This window comes from Methylobacterium sp. GC_Met_2, assembly GCF_026540795.1.
In the GTDB taxonomy this organism is placed as follows: domain Bacteria; phylum Pseudomonadota; class Alphaproteobacteria; order Rhizobiales; family Beijerinckiaceae; genus Methylobacterium.
The window spans coordinates 22,625-41,084 of the sequence record NZ_JALNUM010000052.1 but is presented as its reverse complement, the minus strand read 5'-3'; the positions used below and the strand labels follow the sequence as shown (position 1 = coordinate 41,084).

The window sequence follows — 18,460 nt, the reverse complement described above, 5'->3', positions numbered from 1 at the left end:
ACTTGGCCGACACCTGGGTCCCCGCGGCGTCCCGCGTCCCTCGTGTTGTCTTTCTTGGGCTATGCCCCCGGCGCCAATGGCGGGTGGGGACGATGAGGCGTGTCAGGCACCCACACAGAACCCCGCCCCGCCCCGTCACAGCAGCCCGAGGCCGACCAGTTCCCGCCGCAGGGCCTCGGGCATTTCGGCGAGGTCGCCCGAGGCCGCCGCGCCGAGATCGGCCGGCGCGTCGCCGGCCGCGAGATAGCGCCAGCCCTGGAACGGGCGGTACGGCCGCGGGGCGACCGGAACGAGGCGCGGGTCGAACACCAGCCGGCAGCGCGGAATGCCGTCCTCGCCCGTGAGTGGTTCGATGGCGGTGATCGCCTGCCGGCAGGACAGGGTCCCGCGGATCACCCAGTAGATCGAGCCCTGGCCGGTGATCTCGCGGTGGCGCTTCGGCAGGGTCCGGGTGACGTGGACCGGCGCGGCAGGCCGCCCGTCCCGCTGCGCCTCGGCCCGGTAGCGCGCCTGCCGCGCCTCGAGGTCGGCGATCGAGGCGGGGCCGACGCAGAGCTTGATCAGGTGCAGGGCCACGGGCGGGCGGTCTCGGAGGTCTCGGCGGGGCGCCCCTGATAGGGCATGCGGCGCGGAAGGGGGATGCGGCTTCGCAGATTCGTGATCCGCCGACGGATGTCCGGGGCGATCCCGGGGCTGGTCGCTCAGGCGAACAGCGCCAGCCGCTCCTCCGGCGGCAGCGCATCGATCTCGGCGAGGCTCAGGACCGTTTCCGGTTCGCCCTGCTGGGCCTGACCCCCGTCCGGATCGGGGGGGGCGTCCGCGGCGAACCCGGACCAGTCGAACGCGTTCGCGTCGCCGGCCGGCTCGTCGTCCGAGGCGCTCTCGGCCACGGCGCTTTCGTCTTCCGGGCTCTCGGAGACCGCGTCCTCGGAGACAAACTCCTCGGGCTCGGGCTCGCCGGCGACCGGCAGGAACACCAGATCCTCGTGCAGCGGCAGGCTTCCCGGACGGGCCACCAGGGCGGCGGCCGTGACGGCCGGGACATCCATGCCGATATAGCGGTCGATGTCGCTCTGGCAGAGATCGGACGCGCCGATCTCCGGGGGGCCGGCTTCGGTCAGCGGCGGGACCGGCTCGGCCTCCTCGCCCCAGATCGCGATCATCGCCGACAGGCGATCTTCGAGGTAGCGCAAGGTGTAGACGATCCGGGCGGTGCGCTGCGCGGTGAGGTCCTGGAACGAGCAGGCGGTGTAGATCGCGGTCGCGTGATGGTCGAGGGCGTCGCAGGCCGCCGCGTCGGAGCCCGCCTCGCGCAGGGTCCAGGCCGCCTCCTGGATCGCCTCGGCGGAACCGAGAATGTCGGAGGTCGCCCGCTCGGTCTCGCGCACGATGCCGTCCAGCGCCAGCGACGCCTGGACCAAGTGCGTCTGCTCGTGGTTGGCGGCGCTGATCGCGGCGATCTCGGCCTTGGTCCGGCTGATCGTGTCGGCCATGTCGACGAGGTTGCCGCGCAGGTGTCCGAACGCCTCGTGGCCGCGATCCGCGGTGACGGTCCGCTCCAGGCGGGCGATCGCCCCAAGCAGCATCTCGGTCTCGGCGCCGCGGTTGCGGCGGGTGTGTTCGGCCAGGAACCAGCGCCCGCGCTCGGTGTCCGAGATGGTCGCTTCGATGGCCTCGTACTCGGCCAGCGCGTTCGGGCTCGGTGTTGCGGGACCGGACATGGGTTTCCCTGAACGCGGGCTCGGCGCACGCGGCAATGCGGAATTTGACAGGATCCGTTTAACGGGCGCTTACGGGGCGCCCGCCGCGGGCTTCGTCCGCACGCGCCCCGAAGCCCCCGCCCCGAGCCTCACCTTGCCCCGCCCGTCCGGCCCGGCGCGCCTGTCGCTGCTCTACGCCGTGGTCTTCACCGAGATCGGCATCGCGATGCCGTTCATGCCGCTCTGGCTCGACGCCCTGGGGCTCAATGCCGCGGTGATCGGGGTGCTGCTCGCTCTGCCGATCGCCACCCGGATCGCCGCGACCGCGCCGCTGATGAGCCTGCTCGACCGGGGGCTCGGGCCACGCCGGATGATCCTCGCCGGCAGCCTCGTGCTCAGCCTCACCTATGCGCTGATGCCGGGGGCCGCCGGGATCGGCTGGCCGCTGCTCGCCGTATTGATCGTGCTGAACGCGGTGGCGGGCTCACCCCTGGTGCCATGCATCGACTACCTGACCCTGGCGGCCGTGCGCCGGGACAGCCGCCTCGCCTATTCCCGGATCCGGATGGCGGGCTCCATCGCCTTCCTGCTCGCCAATCTCGCGGGCGGGTTCCTTCTCTCGGCGCTCGGCGGAAAGCTCGCGGTGCCGCTGCTGCTGACCGGCCTCGCGCTGGGGGCCGCTATGGTGGCTTGGCGCAGCCGCTCGGTGACGGGGTTGCCGCACTCCGAAGCCGGGGCCGGCCGGCCGAAGCTGCCTGCGAGCCTCTGGCTCTGCATCGGCGCGGCCGCGGCGATCCAGGCGAGCCACGGGGCGATCTACGGGTTCGGCAGCATCTACTGGACCAGCGCGGGCATCCCGGCCGCCTGGGTCGGGTCGCTCTGGGCGGTCGGCGTGCTCTCGGAGATCGTGCTGTTCGCCGCCATGCCCACCCTGTCGGCCGCGTGGCGCAGCCCGGTGCGGCTCCTGAGCCTCGGCGCTGCCGCCGCGATCCTGCGGGCGGTCGGCATGTTCCTGATCGGCGACCGTCTCGCCGCCCTCGTGCCGCTGCAATGCCTGCACGGGTTGACCTTCGGGGCGACGCAGCTCGGCGCCATGGCGGCGGTCTCGGCCTATGCCCCGGACGGGGCGCGGGGCCGGGCGCAGGGCACGCTCAGCGCGGTCAATGCCAGCATCGCCGTGGTCGCCACCCTGGTAAGCGGCTTCGCCTACCGGGCCGGCGGCCCCCTCGCCTTCCTGCTGATGGCGCCGCTCGCCGCTGCCGGCCTCGGGCTCGCCCTCGCGTCCCGCCATCCGGCAGGGGTGAGGACCGACACGAATCGTCAACCGTAATGTCGACATAACCGCCCGGCAGGGTGGCGCTGCGATCGAGGAGAGAGGGTCTTGCTGAGTCAGGGCACTGTTCCCGCCACCCCGGCGGGTGCATCGGTGCGGGGCCGGCCGGAGGACGGCCGGCTGCAGCTCGACGGCCGCTGGACCGCCGACCAGGCACCCGCCGTCGAGGCCGCGGCCGCGCGCATCGCGGCCTCCGGCCGGGCGGGCCCCGTAGCGCTCGACCTGTCCGGGATCGAGCGCCTCGACACGCTCGGCGCCTGGGTGCTGGAGCGCACCCGCGCGGAGATCGAGCAGGCGGGCGGCACCTTCGCCTATCTCGCTGTCCGGCCGGAGCACCGCACCCTGCTCGGCGAGGTCCGCCTGCGCGAGCCCGAGCCGCCGGCGCCGCGGCGGCATGGCCCGATCGTCGGCGCCCTTGACGCCACCGGCCGCCAGACCGTGCGCGGCGGGCAGGAATTCGTCACCGCCCTTGCCTTCCTGGGCGAGCTGATCGCCGCCTGCGGCCGCGTTGCCCTGCGGCCCGGGACCTTCCGGGGCAACGCCCTGATCAACCAGATCCAGCAGGTGGCGCTGAACGGCACGCCGATCATCGTGCTGATTTCGTTCCTGGTCGGCGGCATCGTCGCCCAGCAGGGGATCTTCCAGCTCCAGCGCTTCGGCGCCCAGACCTTCGTGGTCAACCTGATCGGCCTGCTGATCCTGCGCGAGATGGGCGTGCTGCTCACCTCGATCATGGTGGCCGGCCGCTCCGGCTCGGCGATCACCGCCGAGATCGGCTCCATGCGCATGCGCGAGGAGGTCGATGCTTTGCGCGTCATGGGCCTCGACCCCGTCGAGATCCTGATCGTGCCCCGGGTGCTCGCCCTGATGATCGGCCTGCCGATGCTGACGCTGATCGGCGACATCGCGGCGCTCGCCGGCGGCGGCATCACCGCTATGCTGTATGGCGGGCTGACCCTCGATCAGTTCCTCGCCCGGCTCCAGGCGGCGGTGGGCGTCCACCACGTGATGGTCGGCCTGATCAAGGCGCCGTTCATGGCGCTGATCATCGGGGTGCTCGCTACGATCGAGGGGTTCGCCGTGGAGGGCTCGGCGGAATCCCTCGGCCGCCACGTCACCGCATCGGTGGTGAAGTCCATCTTCATGGTCATCCTCTTGGATGGCCTGTTCGCGGTCTTCTTCGCCGCGATCGATTTTTGAGCCCCGCCCGGTGATCGCCCCAGCCATGAACGTGCACGCCGAAGCGGATCCCGCCCCGATCATCCGCGTGCGCGACGTCGTGGTCGGCTTCCGCGACCGCAACATCCTCAAAGGCCTGAGCCTCGACATCCGGGCCGGTGAGATCCTGGGATTCGTCGGGCCATCGGGCCAGGGCAAGTCGGTGCTGACCCGGACGATCCTCGGTCTCAATCCGAAGCGGGCGGGCACGATCGAGGTGTTCGGCCGTGACGTCGATGAATTGAGCTACGCCGAGCGGCGGCGCATGGAGCAGCGCTGGGGCGTGCTGTTCCAGCAGGGCGCGCTGTTCTCGGCCCTTACCGTCAAGCAGAACATCCAGGTGCCGATGCGCGAGCACCTGAACCTGTCCGAGCGCCTGCTCGACGAGTTCGCCCGGCTCAAGATCGAGATGGTCGGCCTGCAACCCGACGCCGCCGACAAGCTGCCCTCGGAACTGTCTGGCGGCATGATCAAGCGCGCGGCGCTCGCCCGCTCCCTGGCGCTCGATCCCGAGATCCTGTTCCTCGACGAGCCGACCTCGGGCCTCGACCCGATCGGCGCGGGCGAGTTCGACGACCTCGTCTCGACCTTGAAGGAGACGCTGGGGCTGACCGTCTTCATGGTCACCCACGACCTCGACAGCCTCTACACCGCCTGCGACCGCATCGCGGCGCTCGGTGACGGCCAGATCATCGCGGCCGGCACGATCGAGGAGATGCTGGCGAGCGACCATCCCTGGCTGCGCTCGTACTTCCACGGCAAGCGCGCCCGGACCATCGCGACGGGTGGCGCTGCGGCCCATGCCTAAGCGTCGTCCCGACCCAATCCCGCCCCGCTCCCGCCCGGGAGCCGGGGCCAGACGCCCGGCAGGATCCCCGCCGGGCAGACACACAGGCTGAGCGCATGGAAACCCGCGCGAACTACGCCCTGATCGGGGCCTTCACCATCGCCGTCATCCTGGCGGGGTTCGGCACCGTGCTGTGGCTCTCCGGCGGCTCGTCCCGGCAGGTCAGCCAGACGGTGCGGATCGTCTTCTCCGGCTCGGTCGGAGGCCTTTCGCGCGGATCGAGCGTGAACTTCAACGGCATCAAGGTCGGCGAGGTCACCGACATCCGCCTCGCCCCGCAGGATCCGCGCCGGGTGCTGGCCCAGATCAAGGTCGACCCCTCGACCCCGCTTCGGGCCGATACCCGCGCCCGGCTTGATTCGGCGATGCTGACGGGCGTCTCGGTGATCTCGCTCTCCGGCGGCAACGCCGACGCGCCGGTGCTGACCCCGATGGCCAATGGCGAGCCGCCGACTATCTTCGCCGATTCCTCAGACATGCAGGACATGATGGCGCTCGCCCGCCAGGTGGCGCAGCGGGCTGACGACATGCTGGCCCGCCTCGACCGGGTCGTCTCGGCCAACGAGGGAGCGATCAGCCGGTCGCTCGCCAACGTCGATACCTTCTCGAAGACGCTGGCCGATGCCGGTCCGAACATCTCGGCGCTGGTCAAGGCGGTGGACGGAGCGAAGCTCGGCCACGTGATCGACAATGCCGACCGCTTCTCCGCGGCCCTGTCCAAATCGAGCCCCGACATCGAGGGCGCCGTGCACGATGCCCGCTCGCTCGCCGCCAAGCTCAACGCCTCGGCCGACAAGATCGACGCGGTCCTCAACGGCGCCCAGGGCTTCCTCGGCTCGGCTTCCGGCCAGGAGGGCTCCAGCACCTTCGCCGAGATCCGCGCGGCGGCGATCTCGGTGCGCGACGCCGGCAAGGCCTTCCGGGTCATGTCGGAGAATCTCGACAAGCGCACGGCCAGCATCACGACCAATTTTGGCCGCCTGAGCGGCACCGGCCGCCGGGAGGTCGAGGCCCTGTCGGGGGACGGCCAGCGCACGCTCAGCACCCTCAACCGCACCGTGCGCAGCCTGGAGCGCGACCCGAGCCAGGTGATCTTCGGCGGCAAACCATCGTTGCCGGAATACAACGGCGGCCGGTGAAAACGCCGCCCGCCGGGTCGATGTGTCCCGGCGCACGGCACAGATACCAGCGCCGGGTAGTTTTAACGGCATAGCTTATACAACTCCGCCGTTCGTCGGCGGGGTTCCTCAGGTCATGTGTATGGTCCGCTCGTCCCATATCGCCGCTACTGCGCTGCTTGCCGCCCTGCTGTGTGGCTGCGGCGGCGGCGCGGCGCCGCTGACCTTCGATCTCGCGGCCCTGCCTGCGGCCGGGCGGCCGGTGGCGGCCGGCCGTTCGATCGCGGTGTCGGAGCCGGTGGGCATCCAGCCCTTTGAGGCGGACCGGATCATCGTGCGCGAGAGCGGTGGGTCACTCGCCTTCCTGGGCGGTGGGCAATGGGCCGATCGACTGCCGCGGCTGATCCAGTCTCGGATCATCCAGAGCCTCGAGAATTCCGGGCGGCTGCGCTCGGTGAGCCGGCCCGGCGACAAGATCGTGGCCGATTACCAGCTGGTCAGCGAGATCCGCGCCTTCGACGTCCAGTCGGTGACCGGTGAGGCGGTGGTCGACCTAGCGCTCAAGCTGGTGGCTGACGGCACCGGGAAGGTGACCGCCGCGCGGATCTTCGTGGCCCGGGTGCCGGTGGCCAAGATCGACGCCGGCAACGGCGCGCGCGCCCTGGATCAGGCGCTCACCACCGTGCTGGCCGACGTGGTGCGGTGGGTGAATACGGGGCGCTGAGCGCACCTCACTCCATCACGGCGGCCTTCAGGATCACCACCATTGTGGCCCGGGCCGGACCCTCGGTGCAGCGCACGAGGTGGGGGCGATCGCAGCGGTAGCGCAGGGTCTCGCCGGCCCGGGCCCGTTGCACGATGCCGCCGATCTCGACCTCGAACGCCCCTTCGCCGACCGACAGCGATTCTACCGAGCCGCGCTGGTGCGGGTCCGAGTCGAGGACGCCACCGGAATCGGCTGAGACCTCGTACCATTGCAGCCACTCGATCGTCTTCAGCCAGCCGATGATCGCCAGCCGCACCTTCCCATCCTCGGAGACCAGGATCGGCGTATCCGCCCGGGAGGTCTTCTCGATGAACGGCTCCTCGTCGCCCGTCGCCAGGACGCGCTCGATCGACACGTCGAGCGCCTGGGAGAGCCGCCAGATGGTCGCCAGCGTCGGGTTGGTCTCGTTGCGCTCGATCTGGCTGATGATCGACTTGGCCACACCCGACTGCTCGGCGAGTTCCGACAGCGAGAGGTTGTAAGCCTTGCGCAGCCGCTGGATGGTCTTGCCGAGTTGCCCGGAAAGCACCTGCGCGCCCGTCAGCAGGTCGCGCCCGCGCGCCCGGTCTGGCCGTTCCGCCTGATCCTGCATTGTCACCGGCCCGCCCGCGCCGTTCCATTATCCGAACGATCGTGCGCTTCTTCAAACGCAATCGTCGCCCGGTTGCAAGGCGATGGAGATCGCGCTGGCTCTTCGAGCTACGCCCAGAGGCCGTGAAAATGGTGGACCGGCCCGTGGCCCGTGCCGACCTGGAGCCGGTCCGCGGCGCCGAGGGCTGCCGTAAGATAGGTCTTGGCCTCCGCCACCGCGGCCGGCAGCGCAAGGCCGCGGGCCAGACCCGCAGCGATGGCCGACGAGAGGGTGCAGCCGGTACCGTGGGTGTTGGCGGTGGCGATCCGCGGCGCCACCAGGGTCTGAAGGGTGCCGTCCGCCGTGACCAGATGGTCGATGCTGTCGCGCCCCGTCCCGTGTCCGCCCTTGATCAGAACCGCCCGGGCGCCGAGCGCCAGGAGTCGCCGGGCCTGGGCAGCGGCGGTTGCCGGATCCTCGGCCACGGACTCGCCGAGCAGCACCGCGGCCTCCGGCAGGTTGGGGGTGATCAGGTCGGCCTGCGCCAGCAGCCGGTCCCGGAGAGTCGCCACGGCGTCGTCGGCGATCAGCCGGTCGCCGCTCGTGGCGACCATCACGGGGTCGAGGACGACAGGGATTGCCCCGGCATGCCGCGCGAGGCCCTCGGCCACGGCCACGATCACGTCGGTCCGTGACAGCATGCCGATCTTCACGGCGCGCACCGCGAGGTCGGAGAAGACGCTGTCGATCTGTCGAGCGACGAACTCCGCCGGCACGTCGTGGATGCCTTGAACGCCCCGCGTGTTCTGCGCAGTCAGCGCCGTGATCACGCTGGCCCCGTAGACGCCAAGCGCCGAGAAGGTCTTGAGGTCGGCCTGGATGCCGGCGCCCCCGCCTGAATCCGAGCCCGCGATAGTCACGGCGATTGGGGTGGGGTCGCTCATCGCGCCGCGCGCTCCGTCAGGGCGGTGTCGATCCGTGTGCGCAGGTCTTGGGCCCGCTGGCGCACCGGCTCCGCGCCGAACAGGGCGGTGATCACCGCGACCCCATCCGCCCCCGCGGCGACCACGGCGGCGGCGTTCTCCGGGCCGATCCCCGCGATGGCGCCAAGCGGCAGGCCCGCGCCCCGGGCGAGCCGAGCCCGGAAGGCGATGCTGGCGAAGCCGTCGAGGCCGACCGGTGGGTCGGGATTGTCCTTGCTGGTGGTGGCGAAAACGCCGCCGATGCAGGCGTAGTCCACGGGCAGCCGGTACAGTTCATCGGCCTGCGCCGTGGTCTTCACGGTGAGGCCAATGATCGCGCCCAGCCCCAGGAGCCGCCGGGCATCGGCCGGGTGGAGGTCGCTCTGGCCGAGATGCACGCCCTCCGCCCCCGCTGCGAGGGCGAGGTCGACGCGATCGTTAACGAGCACAGGCACCTGCCCACCCACCGCCTCGCGGATCGCCCGGATCCGCGCCAGGGCGGCGCGGGCATTGGGGATGTCCTTCTCACGGTACTGCAACAGCGTGCAGCCCCCCGCGACCGCCTCGGCACCGAGCCGCGCGAGACGGTTGCTGTCGCCGCCGAGTACGCCGACATCGAGGAGGCCGTAGAGCCGCAGGTCGACCGCCTTGCCCCCGGTCTGTGCAGCGTTCGCGCTGGCTGGCATCGGTCTCGCCTGGCCTCCGTCCCCGTCGGCTCGGGGCCGACCCCTTCAGAAGGGTTCTGTTTGGTCAGACGCGGCCGCCTTGGCAAGCGCGCCGTGAAGCGCCTTATTGGAAGCGTCCGCCATGGCCCTGCGCTCCTCGAGCGTCATGCGGCGGCGTTGACGCGCGGTGATCCTGTCCCCCTATAGGCGGGATCCGCCGGGACGCGCTCCGCCGATGCGAGCGCTGGTGTCCGCGGAAACGTTCGGCTTGAGAGCGCATTCGATAGGACGGGTGGTCGAGGGACAATGACGGTTGCCGCGGCGCAGACGGGTGCGCGCGGGGCGCAGGCCCTGCCGGAGCGTTCTTCCGTGGGCCTCGTTGCGGTGATCGTCGCCGCGACTGGGGGAGAGCCGCGCGCGCTGACGATCCGCGTGCCCGATCAGGCGCAGGGCCGCGGCGACGGCCTGCCAGCCGGACCGCTGGTCCCGGAGCACGCAACCCTGGAGCGCGGCCTGCGCGCCTGGGTGGAGCGGCAGACGCATCAGCGCCTCGGCTACGTGGAGCAGCTCTATACCTTCGGTGACCGCGACCGCTCGGGGGCCTCGGAGCAGTCGGGGGTGCATTCGCTGTCGGTGGCCTATCTAGCGCTCGTCCGTGAGGAGCGGCCGGCTGGCCTCGCCGAGGCCGCGTGGCAGAACTGGTACCGCTACCTGCCCTACGAGGATTTCCGTCAGGGGCGCCCGTACCAACTCGACGCGATCGAGGCGCGGCTCGCGGCCTGGGCGGCCGAGCCCGCGGATTGCGCCACCCGCACCCGCCGCTTCGACCGCCTGGGCCTGACCTTCGGCATGAACGGCGGCACCTGGAACGAGGAGCGCGTGCTGGAGCGCTACGAATTGCTGTTCGAGGCCAGGCTGATCCCGGAGGCCGGCGGCAATACCGGCCCGGCGCTTCCGAACGACCCGACCGGCGTGCCTATGGCGTTCGACCACCGGCGGGTTCTGGCTACCGCGATCGGGCGGCTGCGCGGCAAGATCAAGTACCGCCCGGTGGTGTTCGAGCTGATGCCGCCGGAATTCACTCTGCTCCAGCTTCAGCGCACCGTGGAGGCGCTCTCGGGCACGCAGCTGCACAAGCAGAATTTTCGCCGGCTCGTGGCGCAGCAGGGGCTGGTGGAAGAGACCGAGAGCGTCACCAGCGGCGCCGCCGGGCGGCCGGCGCGGCTGGTGCGGTTCCGGCGGGAGGTGCTGCTGGAGCGCCCAGCGCCGGGGTTGCGGCTGCCCTTGCGGCGGGTGGGGTGAGAGAGCCTCATACCTGTGGCCGCAGGCGGAGGCGCCCCGTAGATGCTTGTCCTTCAGCCGACCGCTTTCGCCACCATATCGGGATGCTGCTCGATCACCCGCACGTAGGCAATGGCGACATCCGGCGCGGCGGTCCGCGCCTGCTCCCAGTCGCGCAGCGTACCAATCGGAACCCGGAAGCGGCTGGCGAACTCGGACTGCGACAGGCCGAGCCCGGTCCGCGTCCTGCGGATCAGGCGTGCGCGCTGGCCGCGGGCCACCGCTTCGTCCGTCGCGTCGAAATCCTCGGCATCGGCCGGGTCAGCCGGCAGCGCGATAGACTCGTTCTTCACCCGTGTTGCTCCTTCTCACCGAGATGAAACGGGGCTGGTCCGCCCGCCAGACGAACACACCAGTGAACAGTTTCCCGCCACCAGCCCGACCGCCTTGAACCTTTCCTCTCCGTCGATCTCCCGAATGGAGGGGATGAGCAGATGATGGCCGTCCTCAAAGATCTGGTCACCAAACGCTAGGGACAGCTGGTGCTTCCTGCGATTGGTCGCATCCTGGGCGGGATCAAACCTGTCGGCCGTCATTGAGTGGGATCATACGGAATTTCCGTATGATCATCAGCCGTAGGTCCTACTAACGGCACTGCTATGGGCGCCGCATATTGCCGTGGCCTTCATCAGGCCGTGGCCATCATTCAAGCGGAGGATCGGCGGCCGCCGCCGGGCACCGCAGGAGAGCCCACATGACGACCAAGACCGAAAAGCAGAAAATGCTGTCCGGCGAGCCCTACCGACCGGGCGACCCGGAACTCGCCACTGACGCGCGGCGCGCCCGCGCCTGGATGGTCCGCTACAACGCCACCCTGGCGGCCTCCCCCGACGAGCGCCGCGTCCTCCTGCGCGAACTCCTCGGCTACGTCGGCGAGGGCGCGGTGATCCGCCCGCCGTTCTTCTGCGATTACGGGCAGCACATTTCGGTCGGCGACGGGGTGTTCCTCAACTTCAACTGCGTGATCCTGGACGTCGCCCCGGTCTCCATCGGCGATCTCACCCAGGTTGGCCCCGGTGTGCAGTTCCTCACCGCCGACCATCCGCGCGATCCGGAACTGAGGCGGGCGGGCCTAGAATCTGGCCGGCCCATCATGATTGGGGCGAATGTCTGGATCGGCGGTGGCGCACTGATCCTGCCTGGCGTCACGGTCGGCGACGATGCCATCATCGGCGCGGGCGCCGTCGTTACCCGTGATGTGCCGGCGGGCGTTACTGTCGTCGGCAATCCGGCGCGGCCGCTGCCGCCGGGCTGAGGGCGAGCCTACCCGTAGGTGTGGTCCGCCGCCGGGAAGCGCCCGGCCCGCACTTCCTCCGCGTAGGCCTTCACGGCCTCCTCGATGTGGCTCCGCAGGCTCCCGAACTGGCGCACGAATTTCGGTGTGCGCTCAGAGAGGCCGAGCATGTCCTCCAGCACGAGGATCTGACCGTCGCAGACAGCCGAGGCGCCGATGCCGATCGTGGCCGCCGACACCCGCGGCGAGGTCGCGATCGCCCGCGCCACCGGCTCGACGATGCCCTCCAGTACGATCGCGAAGGCGCCGGCCTCGGAGATCGCCCGGGCATCCTCCAGCAAGCGGCGCTCGTCGTCGGGCGCCCGGCCCTGGACCTTGAAGCCGCCCATCGTGTTCACGGCCTGCGGGGTCAAGCCGATATGGCCCATCACCGGCACGCCGCGCTGGACCAGGAACGCCACCGTCTCGGCGAAATGAGCGCCGCCCTCCAGCTTGATCGCGCCGGCGCCGCTCTCCTTGAGCACCCGGGCGGCGCTGAGGAAGGCCTGCTCCTTGCTCGCCTCGTAGGAGCCGAACGGCATGTCGACCACCACCAGCGCCTTCTCGGTGCCGCGGATCACCGCCTGCGCCTGAAGGATCATCATCTCCAGGGTGACGGGAATGGTCGATTCCATCCCGTGCATGACCATGCCGAGGGAATCGCCCACGAGGATGAAATCGCAATAGGGATCGACGATGCCGGCCGTGTGGGCGTGGTAGGCGGTGAGCGCGATGATTTTGCGCCCCTCGGCCTTGCGCTTGCCGATATCGATCGCCCGGAGCCGGCGGGACTGCACGACCTGCGACATGGTTCATATCCCTTTCGGCGGCGCGTCTCTCCCTCCCCCCCGCAGAGGGGAGAGGGCATGCGCGTCGATGAGGCACGAAAACCCTCTTACACCGGGAGCCGCCGCCGGTCAGCGCCCCGCCTGCGGCTCGGCCCCCGCCTTCCATGCCGGATCGACGTGCAGGCTCGCCGTCTCGTTCTTGTCCTGCCAGCCCTCGACGCCCTCGGGGAACCAGCGCACGCCTGTATATCCCTTCAGCACGAGGCGCTTGCCGGCGTTCCAGCTGCCCCAGCACTCGACATGGCAGAACACCACGACCGGCTTGGCCGTGTCGCCGCCAGTCAGCTCCGCGACCCGCCTATAAAACAACGCTTCCCGCTCGGGGGCCAGGGGCTCGGCACCCGCCTCCGGCATCCAGACCGCCCCGGGGATCGAGGGATGCACCGGCAGCCAGAGCCGTCCGGCTGGAAAGTTCGACGGTTTGCGGTCCGGGGCTGCCACATCGATCAGCACCGGCTTGTTTGGCCCCGCCATCAGAGTGGTGAGGCCATCAGCGTCGATCACGGTGGCGCCCTTCAGGGTCGGCGGCGTGTAGCCCTTCGGCGGCCCGGCATAAAGCCCGTCCGGCTCGGGCACGGCGACCGGAGATTCCGCCGGGGCGGCCGCGAGGCACAGGAGCGCCGCGCAGGACGCCGCGACCCGGACGATCAGGCGCATGTCCCGCATCGCTCAGTTCGTGGGGCTCGGCGGATTGAAGCTGTGCTGCCAGCGTCCGCCCTGGTTGTCGGAGGCCGCGACTTGGATCGGCTTCCCGTCCGGCTTGAACGCAAAGTTGATCACCGGATTGGACGAGATCGAGATGTCGCCCGTCAGGGTGAAGATCGTCTGGTCGCCGGCCGAGACGGTCAGCTTGTCGATGTAGCGCGCCGGCGTGTACTCGCGGGTCACTTGGTTCATCTGCATGCCGGAGAAGTTCGGGTGACGCACCATCAGCGTCGCCTCGACTGGCTTGCCGGGCTGGGTTTCGGCAAACTTCATGCGCATGTCGCCCATGCCCTTCATGGCCTCCTCGTCGCTCATGCCCATCGGGGCCGAACAACCGCCCGACGCCTTCACGAACTGCTTGGCCTCGTAGAGCTTGCCGTCGTGCGTCTCCACCACAGCGTGCATGTCGGTGTAATTGTTGACCCGCACGCGCAGCTTCAACTCGGCCGGATCGGCGGCCGGGCCGAACTCGAAGTGGGCCGCGTAGGGCGCCGGGTTGTCGTCGATGATCAGCGAGACCGCCTTGATCTGCCCGTCCTTGGGCATGGTCAGCGTGATCGGCACCAGGGCGGCGTCGAGCGCCCGGGCCGGCGCCTCGATCTTCACCAGACTGTCGGTCTGGGCGATCTGCCGGTCGCCGAAGATCGACTTGGCGATCTCCTGCCAGCGGGCCGTGCGCTCCTGCTCGGTGTCGGAGGCGCCCGCGGCCCACGCGACGGGGGTGAGCGCCGTCGTGGCCAGAGCGAGGCCGAGGGCGAAGCTTGAAACCGTCTTTCCGATTCTGAACGTCATGGCGTGCCTCCCGATGTGATCAGATATGGTGGTCGCGAAAACCTATTCCCACTCGAGTTCCTGGTAGGCCACGGTGACGTTGCGGCCGTTATAGGTGTCGAACAGGGCCCATTTGTCCCGCTGGTCCCGGGCGACGCTGTCCACCGCCTTGTCGATCGGCACATCTTTGGCGATCGCAGCGCGGGTGCCGTCGCGCAGCGCCGTCAGGTAGCCGGTGAGGTCGGCCAGCGCCGGGGCGAGGTCCACCGCCACCGGCCCGTGGCCCGGCACGGCGCGGGCGGGACCCATGGCCTTCAGGCGCTCGATCTCCGTGAGCCAGCCCTTCAGGCTGCCGTCGAGGGACGGGATCCGGTTCACGAACAGCAGGTCGGCGGGAAACAGCAGGCCGCTGCCGGAATCGATCATCGACAGGTCCGAGGTGGTGTGGGCCGGCCCGTGCGCCGTGAAGGTCAGGCGCCGGTCGCCGAGATCGACCTCCGCGGTGTCGGCGACGCTCATCGTCGGATAGACCACAGGCCCGGTGCGGTCCTCGCCGAGCAGGTCGATCAGGCGGCTGCGGTAGAACTCCCCCCGGGCGGAGAGCGCTTCGGTGAGCTTGGCGTGGCCGATGAACACGGGCTTGTCCGCCACGAAGGCCCCGGCCCCGAACACGTGATCCGGATGGACATGGGTCAGCACCACGTGGGTGACGGGTTTTGGGGTGCGCTTGGCGATCTCGGCGCGCAGCCACTGGCCATCCGCGAGGCTGCCGCCGGATTCCGTCACCAGCACGCCGGTCTTGCCGATCAGGAAGCCGATATTGGCGATGGCGTCGGCATTCTCGGGGCTGGCGTCGGCGATCAGGCCCTTGCGGACGAAGATGCCGGGGCCGACCTCCTCCAGCGTGAACGATTCGGCGGCGCGGCCCAGAGTCGGCAGGCAGCACAGGCACAGGCCGCCGAACAGGGTGCCCCGCCGCGACAGGGCACGGCCGCCCGCGAGCGCCCCCGGTTGGACGGCGGAAGCCGTCATGCCGCATCCTCCTGTTGTTCTTGTCTACCATTAGGTAGGTAGATTTCCGTTCCGTCAAGTGGCACAGAAGGAGCGGGACGGGTGCCGGCCGCACGTTCGTGTGATCCCTGCCCCGGACGAGGCCGTGATGAGAGACACCCGCGCCGAATTGCTGATCCAGGCCGAGGCCCTGGTCCGGGGACGTGGCTATGCCGGGTTCAGCTATGCCGACCTCGCGGAGGCGGTGGGCATCCGCAAGGCCAGCATCCACCACCATTTCCCCAGCAAGGTGGATCTCGGCGCCGCCCTGGTTGCGGCCTATGCGGCTCGCTACGCCGCCGCCCTGGCGGCGATCCGCGCCGATGCGCCGGACGGGCCGGGCCGGATCGAGGCCTATGGCCGGCTCTATCTCGGCGGCGTCGAGCAGGGGCTCGGCTGCCTGTGCGCGGCGCTGGCGATCGAGGGTGAAGCGCTGCCCGAGCGCCTGCGCCGAGACATCGCGGCCTTCTTCGCGGGCCACCTCGTGTGGCTGGAGGAAATATTACGCGCGGGTCAGGCGGACGGCACCGTCCGCGCGGGCACGGATCCGGCGGCGCTGGCCCGCTTCGTCATCGCCACCTTAGAGGGAGCGCTCCTGATGGAACGCCTGTTCGCGAGCCCCGATGCGTTTCGGGGGACGCTGGCGGTGCTGGTCGACGGGCTCAGGGCATGACGCTGTAGGCGATAGCCCCCCTCCCGGCCAACGCACGGGGCCGAACGTTTTCGGTTTACCGATGACGGTGATTGGGGGGGCGGGGTGCGATGGCCCGCTCATCACCCGCTCCGGCCAGTCGGCGGGAGATGTTGGCCGGCCGTTCGCAGACAGGCGGCTTAGGGAACACGGTGCGAAGCGACAGCAGCCCTGTATTCGCGACCGTTTAGGATTGCGGCATACCGGTATTCGCGCGGGCTCATGCCGTGGTGGTGCTTGAAGCGACGCGCGAAGTGGGACTGGCTGATGAAGCCGCATCCGTATGCGAGCGTGCCGATCGGCAGGTGAACGCAGGCCGGATCGGCCAAGCGCGTGGCGGCGACGGCCAAGCGGCGTTCCCAGATCCAGTCGGAAATGTGCTGGCCGCGTTCGTGGAACAGCTCCTGCAACCGGCGCAGCGAAACGCCCACCGCGGCGGCGAGGTGTGGGGGGTCCAGGGCGGTGTCCTGAAGATTGGCCTCGACAAAGGCTTTGGCGCGCTGGACCACGACGCTGCCGTGAATCGGCCGGGGTACGTTCTGCGCCATCCGCTCGGCGAGACTGGCCACGATCAGATCGACGCCGATCGCCGCCATGCGCTCCGCCGCATCGGGTGTCAGCTGGCGACGCACGCGGATCAGCTCGTGGATGAAGCACGTGGTCAATTGGGTGGACGCGAGATCCGCGCTGAGGGACAGTCCCGTATAGAGGCGTGTCGAGCCGAGCACGCGCTCCAGACGTTCACGGGGCAGCTCGAGAAACAGGGCCTGGCTATCCTCATGGGTCGTCAGCACGGAGGGCCGATGGTCGAGCACGACCATATCCCCGGGGCGCTGCACCGCCTCGCGACCGTCCTGAACACTGGTCGACATGCCCGCCACCTTGAACAGCACCACGATCATGCCGGCCCTGTCGTGGCGCCGGGCTGCCGTGGGCGTCGTCTCACACCGCAGCGCGCTCTGCGTCAGGCGCGAGATATGGAGGGGGCCGACTTCGGCGATGTCGAGCTTGCCTCGGAAGGGGCCATCCGCATCGAGACGTTCGACTTCGATGGGGACGAGCCGCTCGCCCAGGAGTTCGCGCCACAGTTTGAAGCCGGTGCTCGGATGGAGACCTTCCGTCGAAAACAGGGATTGCATGGGCGCGGCGTGCAGCGATCGGTTGATGAGGTTCTTATTGAGAGATTTACCGATTTATCGCCTCTAAGTATGGTATTATACATAGAGTCGGTTGAGTATACGATACCAGTTATATTGATGACGGCCAAACGCTGTCGCCGATGGCGGCCTGTGTATCGAATAACCATCTGTCGGAATGCCGACGCAAAGCTTTATTGAAATGTATAAAAATCGACCGATCAACGGGTTGGGGCTTTGGAGCAAGCCGTTGATACTCCGTTTGGCGTCGCCGTTGGAGCGGGTTGAAAGCCCTTCTGGCCGATCTCTCTCAAGGAGTGCAGGTGCCGGCGGACGTCGATGCGAGAAGCTTGCCGCGCCCGCGCGATACCAGTGAGCAGCGACGATCGAGCGAGGCCGCTAATCTGCCTTCGCGCTGAACCGCGCATACCCATCCGCCCGCAGGCGGCAGGCCGGGCAGGTGCCGCAGCCGTAGCCCCAGGGGTGCCGCTGCCCGCGCTCGCCGAGGTAGCAGGTGTGGCTTTCCTCGACGATCAGGTCGACCAGCGCGCGTCCGCCGAGCGTCTCGGCGAGGCCCCAGGTTTGCGCCTTGTCGAGCCACATCAGTGGCGTGTGCAGCACGAACCGGCGCTCCATGCCGAGGTTCAGCGCCACCTGCAAGGCCTTGATCGTGTCGTCCCGGCAATCGGGATAGCCGGAATAGTCGGTCTCGCACATGCCGCCGACCACGTGGCGCAGGCCCCGCCGGTAGGCGAGCGCCGCCGCGAAGGTCAGGAACACGATGTTGCGCCCCGGCACGAAGGTGTTGGGCAGGCCCGAGGCCTCGTAGCCGATCGCGGCTTCCCGGGTGAGCGCCGTCTCGGACACCTGCCCGAGGGCCTCAAGGGCGAGGGTGTGGTCTTCGCCGAGCCGCGGCGCCCAGGCCGGGTTGATCCGCGTCGTGCCGGCCCGCAGGGCCGCGCGCCGGTCGAGCTCGACCCGGTGGCGCTGACCGTAATCGAAGCCCAGGGTCTCGACATGGTCGAACCGGTCGAGCGCCCAGGCGAGGCAGGTGGCCGAATCCTGGCCGCCCGAGAACAGCACCAGCGCTGAGCGATCGCCCGGGATATCAGTCGCCATCGTACTCGGCCCACGACATCGGGGTTTCAGCCACCCGCACGCGGGCGAGCCCCGGCAGATCCGGCCGCAGCCGATGCCAGATCCAGGCCGCGATGTTCTCGGCGGTCGGGTTTTCCAGCCCTTCGATCTCGTTGAGGCAATGGTGGTCGAGGCGGGCGAGCAGGGGGGCGAAGATGCTTTCAATGTCGTAGAAGTCGATCACCCAGCCGGTGTGCAGATCGACGGGGCCGGCCACCGTCAATTCGACCCGGTAGGAATGCCCGTGCATCCGGTGGCAGCGGTGGGTCTCGGGCACGTTCGGCAGCCGGTGGGCCGCCTCGAAGGTGAAGGCCTGGGTGATCTTCAT

The 18,460-nt window shown here is 69.5% G+C and carries 22 protein-coding genes; 8 read left to right on the top strand and 14 right to left on the bottom strand.

Annotated elements, in window-relative coordinates:
* Positions 1 to 135 precede the first annotated feature (135 nt).
* Together OXS49_RS18100 and OXS49_RS18095 are read right to left on the bottom strand one after the other, a co-directional pair.
* On the bottom strand, positions 136 to 576 hold the full coding sequence (locus OXS49_RS18100) for a DUF1489 domain-containing protein (RefSeq protein ID WP_267425967.1): 441 nt from the start codon (positions 574 to 576) through the stop codon (positions 136 to 138).
* A 125-nt stretch (positions 577 to 701) separates the two neighbouring features.
* A complete protein-coding gene (locus OXS49_RS18095) occupies positions 702 to 1,721 on the bottom strand; it encodes a hypothetical protein (RefSeq protein WP_267425965.1) in 1,020 nt (339 codons plus the stop codon).
* 133 nt (positions 1,722 to 1,854) lie between these two features.
* Between OXS49_RS18095 and OXS49_RS18090 the strand changes: the two genes are divergently transcribed.
* The 5 genes from OXS49_RS18090 (at position 1,855) to OXS49_RS18070 (ending at position 6,940) form a co-directional block, all read left to right on the top strand.
* A complete protein-coding gene (locus tag OXS49_RS18090) occupies positions 1,855 to 3,030 on the top strand; it encodes an MFS transporter (protein WP_267425969.1) in 1,176 nt (391 codons plus the stop codon).
* 96 nt (positions 3,031 to 3,126) lie between these two features.
* Positions 3,127 to 4,233, top strand: coding sequence for an MlaE family lipid ABC transporter permease subunit (locus OXS49_RS18085; protein WP_267425968.1), 1,107 nt, complete (start codon positions 3,127 to 3,129; stop codon positions 4,231 to 4,233).
* 25 nt (positions 4,234 to 4,258) lie between these two features.
* A complete protein-coding gene (locus tag OXS49_RS18080; protein WP_267425964.1) occupies positions 4,259 to 5,059 on the top strand; it encodes an ABC transporter ATP-binding protein in 801 nt (266 codons plus the stop codon).
* A gap of 95 nt (positions 5,060 to 5,154) precedes the next feature.
* Positions 5,155 to 6,237 carry an MlaD family protein gene (locus OXS49_RS18075; RefSeq protein ID WP_244008365.1) on the top strand — a complete coding sequence of 361 codons (1,083 nt, stop codon included), beginning with the start codon at positions 5,155 to 5,157 and terminating at the stop codon, positions 6,235 to 6,237.
* A gap of 121 nt (positions 6,238 to 6,358) precedes the next feature.
* Positions 6,359 to 6,940 (top strand): ABC-type transport auxiliary lipoprotein family protein, encoded by a 582-nt coding sequence (locus OXS49_RS18070; RefSeq protein ID WP_267425963.1) that lies wholly within the window; start codon positions 6,359 to 6,361, stop codon positions 6,938 to 6,940.
* Between the two features lie 7 nt (positions 6,941 to 6,947).
* Here the strand turns inward: OXS49_RS18070 and OXS49_RS18065 are convergent, their stop codons facing one another.
* The 3 genes from OXS49_RS18065 to thiE form a co-directional block, all read right to left on the bottom strand.
* Positions 6,948 to 7,574 (bottom strand): XRE family transcriptional regulator, encoded by a 627-nt coding sequence (locus OXS49_RS18065; RefSeq protein WP_244008402.1) that lies wholly within the window; start codon positions 7,572 to 7,574, stop codon positions 6,948 to 6,950.
* Between the two features lie 107 nt (positions 7,575 to 7,681).
* Positions 7,682 to 8,497: a bifunctional hydroxymethylpyrimidine kinase/phosphomethylpyrimidine kinase gene (thiD, locus tag OXS49_RS18060; protein WP_267425961.1), complete on the bottom strand. Its 816-nt coding sequence runs from the start codon at positions 8,495 to 8,497 to the stop codon at positions 7,682 to 7,684.
* Positions 8,494 to 9,201, bottom strand: coding sequence for a thiamine phosphate synthase (gene thiE / locus OXS49_RS18055; protein WP_244008368.1), 708 nt, complete (start codon positions 9,199 to 9,201; stop codon positions 8,494 to 8,496). Before thiE ends, thiD begins: the two co-directional genes overlap by 4 nt.
* A gap of 285 nt (positions 9,202 to 9,486) precedes the next feature.
* Here thiE and OXS49_RS18050 point away from each other — a divergent pair, with 285 nt between their 5' ends.
* Positions 9,487 to 10,482, top strand: coding sequence for a hypothetical protein (locus OXS49_RS18050; protein ID WP_244008369.1), 996 nt, complete (start codon positions 9,487 to 9,489; stop codon positions 10,480 to 10,482).
* A gap of 53 nt (positions 10,483 to 10,535) precedes the next feature.
* On the opposite strand, the gene OXS49_RS18045 is transcribed toward OXS49_RS18050, so the two are convergent.
* Both OXS49_RS18045 and OXS49_RS18040 read right to left on the bottom strand, forming a co-directional pair.
* A complete protein-coding gene (locus tag OXS49_RS18045) occupies positions 10,536 to 10,814 on the bottom strand; it encodes a helix-turn-helix domain-containing protein (RefSeq protein ID WP_244008370.1) in 279 nt (92 codons plus the stop codon).
* A gap of 15 nt (positions 10,815 to 10,829) precedes the next feature.
* Entirely contained in the window at positions 10,830 to 11,057 is a 228-nt protein-coding gene (locus OXS49_RS18040) for a BrnT family toxin (RefSeq protein ID WP_267425960.1), read from the bottom strand.
* A gap of 158 nt (positions 11,058 to 11,215) precedes the next feature.
* Here OXS49_RS18040 and OXS49_RS18035 point away from each other — a divergent pair, with 158 nt between their 5' ends.
* Positions 11,216 to 11,776 (top strand): sugar O-acetyltransferase, encoded by a 561-nt coding sequence (locus tag OXS49_RS18035; RefSeq protein WP_267425959.1) that lies wholly within the window; start codon positions 11,216 to 11,218, stop codon positions 11,774 to 11,776.
* A gap of 8 nt (positions 11,777 to 11,784) precedes the next feature.
* Here the strand turns inward: OXS49_RS18035 and panB are convergent, their stop codons facing one another.
* The 4 genes from panB to OXS49_RS18015 all read right to left on the bottom strand — a co-directional run bounded on the left by panB (position 11,785) and on the right by OXS49_RS18015 (position 15,150).
* The gene (panB, locus tag OXS49_RS18030) at positions 11,785 to 12,603 is read right to left on the bottom strand and encodes a 3-methyl-2-oxobutanoate hydroxymethyltransferase (RefSeq protein ID WP_244008372.1); all 819 of its coding nucleotides are present in this window, start codon (positions 12,601 to 12,603) and stop codon (positions 11,785 to 11,787) included.
* A 108-nt stretch (positions 12,604 to 12,711) separates the two neighbouring features.
* Positions 12,712 to 13,299 carry a rhodanese-like domain-containing protein gene (locus tag OXS49_RS18025; RefSeq protein ID WP_267425957.1) on the bottom strand — a complete coding sequence of 196 codons (588 nt, stop codon included), beginning with the start codon at positions 13,297 to 13,299 and terminating at the stop codon, positions 12,712 to 12,714.
* Between the two features lie 12 nt (positions 13,300 to 13,311).
* The gene (locus tag OXS49_RS18020; protein ID WP_244008374.1) at positions 13,312 to 14,139 is read right to left on the bottom strand and encodes a quinoprotein dehydrogenase-associated SoxYZ-like carrier; all 828 of its coding nucleotides are present in this window, start codon (positions 14,137 to 14,139) and stop codon (positions 13,312 to 13,314) included.
* Between the two features lie 42 nt (positions 14,140 to 14,181).
* A complete protein-coding gene (locus OXS49_RS18015) occupies positions 14,182 to 15,150 on the bottom strand; it encodes a quinoprotein relay system zinc metallohydrolase 2 (RefSeq protein ID WP_244008375.1) in 969 nt (322 codons plus the stop codon).
* 127 nt (positions 15,151 to 15,277) lie between these two features.
* On the opposite strand from OXS49_RS18015, the gene OXS49_RS18010 reads away from it, so the two are divergent.
* Entirely contained in the window at positions 15,278 to 15,841 is a 564-nt protein-coding gene (locus tag OXS49_RS18010; protein WP_244008376.1) for a TetR/AcrR family transcriptional regulator, read from the top strand.
* 158 nt (positions 15,842 to 15,999) lie between these two features.
* Here the strand turns inward: OXS49_RS18010 and OXS49_RS18005 are convergent, their stop codons facing one another.
* The 3 genes from OXS49_RS18005 to queD all read right to left on the bottom strand — a co-directional run bounded on the left by OXS49_RS18005 (position 16,000) and on the right by queD (position 18,460).
* Positions 16,000 to 16,998: a helix-turn-helix domain-containing protein gene (locus OXS49_RS18005; RefSeq protein WP_267425956.1), complete on the bottom strand. Its 999-nt coding sequence runs from the start codon at positions 16,996 to 16,998 to the stop codon at positions 16,000 to 16,002.
* Between the two features lie 396 nt (positions 16,999 to 17,394).
* Positions 17,395 to 18,114 (bottom strand): 7-cyano-7-deazaguanine synthase QueC, encoded by a 720-nt coding sequence (gene queC / locus OXS49_RS18000; protein WP_244008378.1) that lies wholly within the window; start codon positions 18,112 to 18,114, stop codon positions 17,395 to 17,397.
* A complete protein-coding gene (gene queD / locus OXS49_RS17995; protein ID WP_244008379.1) occupies positions 18,104 to 18,460 on the bottom strand; it encodes a 6-carboxytetrahydropterin synthase QueD in 357 nt (118 codons plus the stop codon). Before queD ends, queC begins: the two co-directional genes overlap by 11 nt.

What these genes read in the sequence shown, in the direction of transcription:
- OXS49_RS18095 (WP_267425965.1), bottom strand. Translation starts at nt 1,721, where the DNA reads ATGTCCGGTCCCGCAACACCGAGCCCGAACGCGCTGGCCGAGTACGAG.
- OXS49_RS18080 (WP_267425964.1), top strand. Translation starts at nt 4,259, where the DNA reads ATGAACGTGCACGCCGAAGCGGATCCCGCCCCGATCATCCGCGTGCGC.
- OXS49_RS18075 (WP_244008365.1), top strand. Translation starts at nt 5,155, where the DNA reads ATGGAAACCCGCGCGAACTACGCCCTGATCGGGGCCTTCACCATCGCC.
- OXS49_RS18070 (WP_267425963.1), top strand. Translation starts at nt 6,359, where the DNA reads ATGGTCCGCTCGTCCCATATCGCCGCTACTGCGCTGCTTGCCGCCCTG.
- OXS49_RS18065 (WP_244008402.1), bottom strand. Translation starts at nt 7,574, where the DNA reads ATGCAGGATCAGGCGGAACGGCCAGACCGGGCGCGCGGGCGCGACCTG.
- thiD (WP_267425961.1), bottom strand. Translation starts at nt 8,497, where the DNA reads ATGAGCGACCCCACCCCAATCGCCGTGACTATCGCGGGCTCGGATTCA.
- thiE (WP_244008368.1), bottom strand. Translation starts at nt 9,201, where the DNA reads ATGCCAGCCAGCGCGAACGCTGCACAGACCGGGGGCAAGGCGGTCGAC.
- OXS49_RS18050 (WP_244008369.1), top strand. Translation starts at nt 9,487, where the DNA reads ATGACGGTTGCCGCGGCGCAGACGGGTGCGCGCGGGGCGCAGGCCCTG.
- OXS49_RS18040 (WP_267425960.1), bottom strand. Translation starts at nt 11,057, where the DNA reads ATGACGGCCGACAGGTTTGATCCCGCCCAGGATGCGACCAATCGCAGG.
- OXS49_RS18035 (WP_267425959.1), top strand. Translation starts at nt 11,216, where the DNA reads ATGACGACCAAGACCGAAAAGCAGAAAATGCTGTCCGGCGAGCCCTAC.
- panB (WP_244008372.1), bottom strand. Translation starts at nt 12,603, where the DNA reads ATGTCGCAGGTCGTGCAGTCCCGCCGGCTCCGGGCGATCGATATCGGC.
- OXS49_RS18025 (WP_267425957.1), bottom strand. Translation starts at nt 13,299, where the DNA reads ATGCGCCTGATCGTCCGGGTCGCGGCGTCCTGCGCGGCGCTCCTGTGC.
- OXS49_RS18020 (WP_244008374.1), bottom strand. Translation starts at nt 14,139, where the DNA reads ATGACGTTCAGAATCGGAAAGACGGTTTCAAGCTTCGCCCTCGGCCTC.
- OXS49_RS18015 (WP_244008375.1), bottom strand. Translation starts at nt 15,150, where the DNA reads ATGACGGCTTCCGCCGTCCAACCGGGGGCGCTCGCGGGCGGCCGTGCC.
- OXS49_RS18010 (WP_244008376.1), top strand. Translation starts at nt 15,278, where the DNA reads ATGAGAGACACCCGCGCCGAATTGCTGATCCAGGCCGAGGCCCTGGTC.
- OXS49_RS18005 (WP_267425956.1), bottom strand. Translation starts at nt 16,998, where the DNA reads ATGCAATCCCTGTTTTCGACGGAAGGTCTCCATCCGAGCACCGGCTTC.
- queC (WP_244008378.1), bottom strand. Translation starts at nt 18,114, where the DNA reads ATGGCGACTGATATCCCGGGCGATCGCTCAGCGCTGGTGCTGTTCTCG.
- queD (WP_244008379.1), bottom strand. Translation starts at nt 18,460, where the DNA reads ATGAAGATCACCCAGGCCTTCACCTTCGAGGCGGCCCACCGGCTGCCG.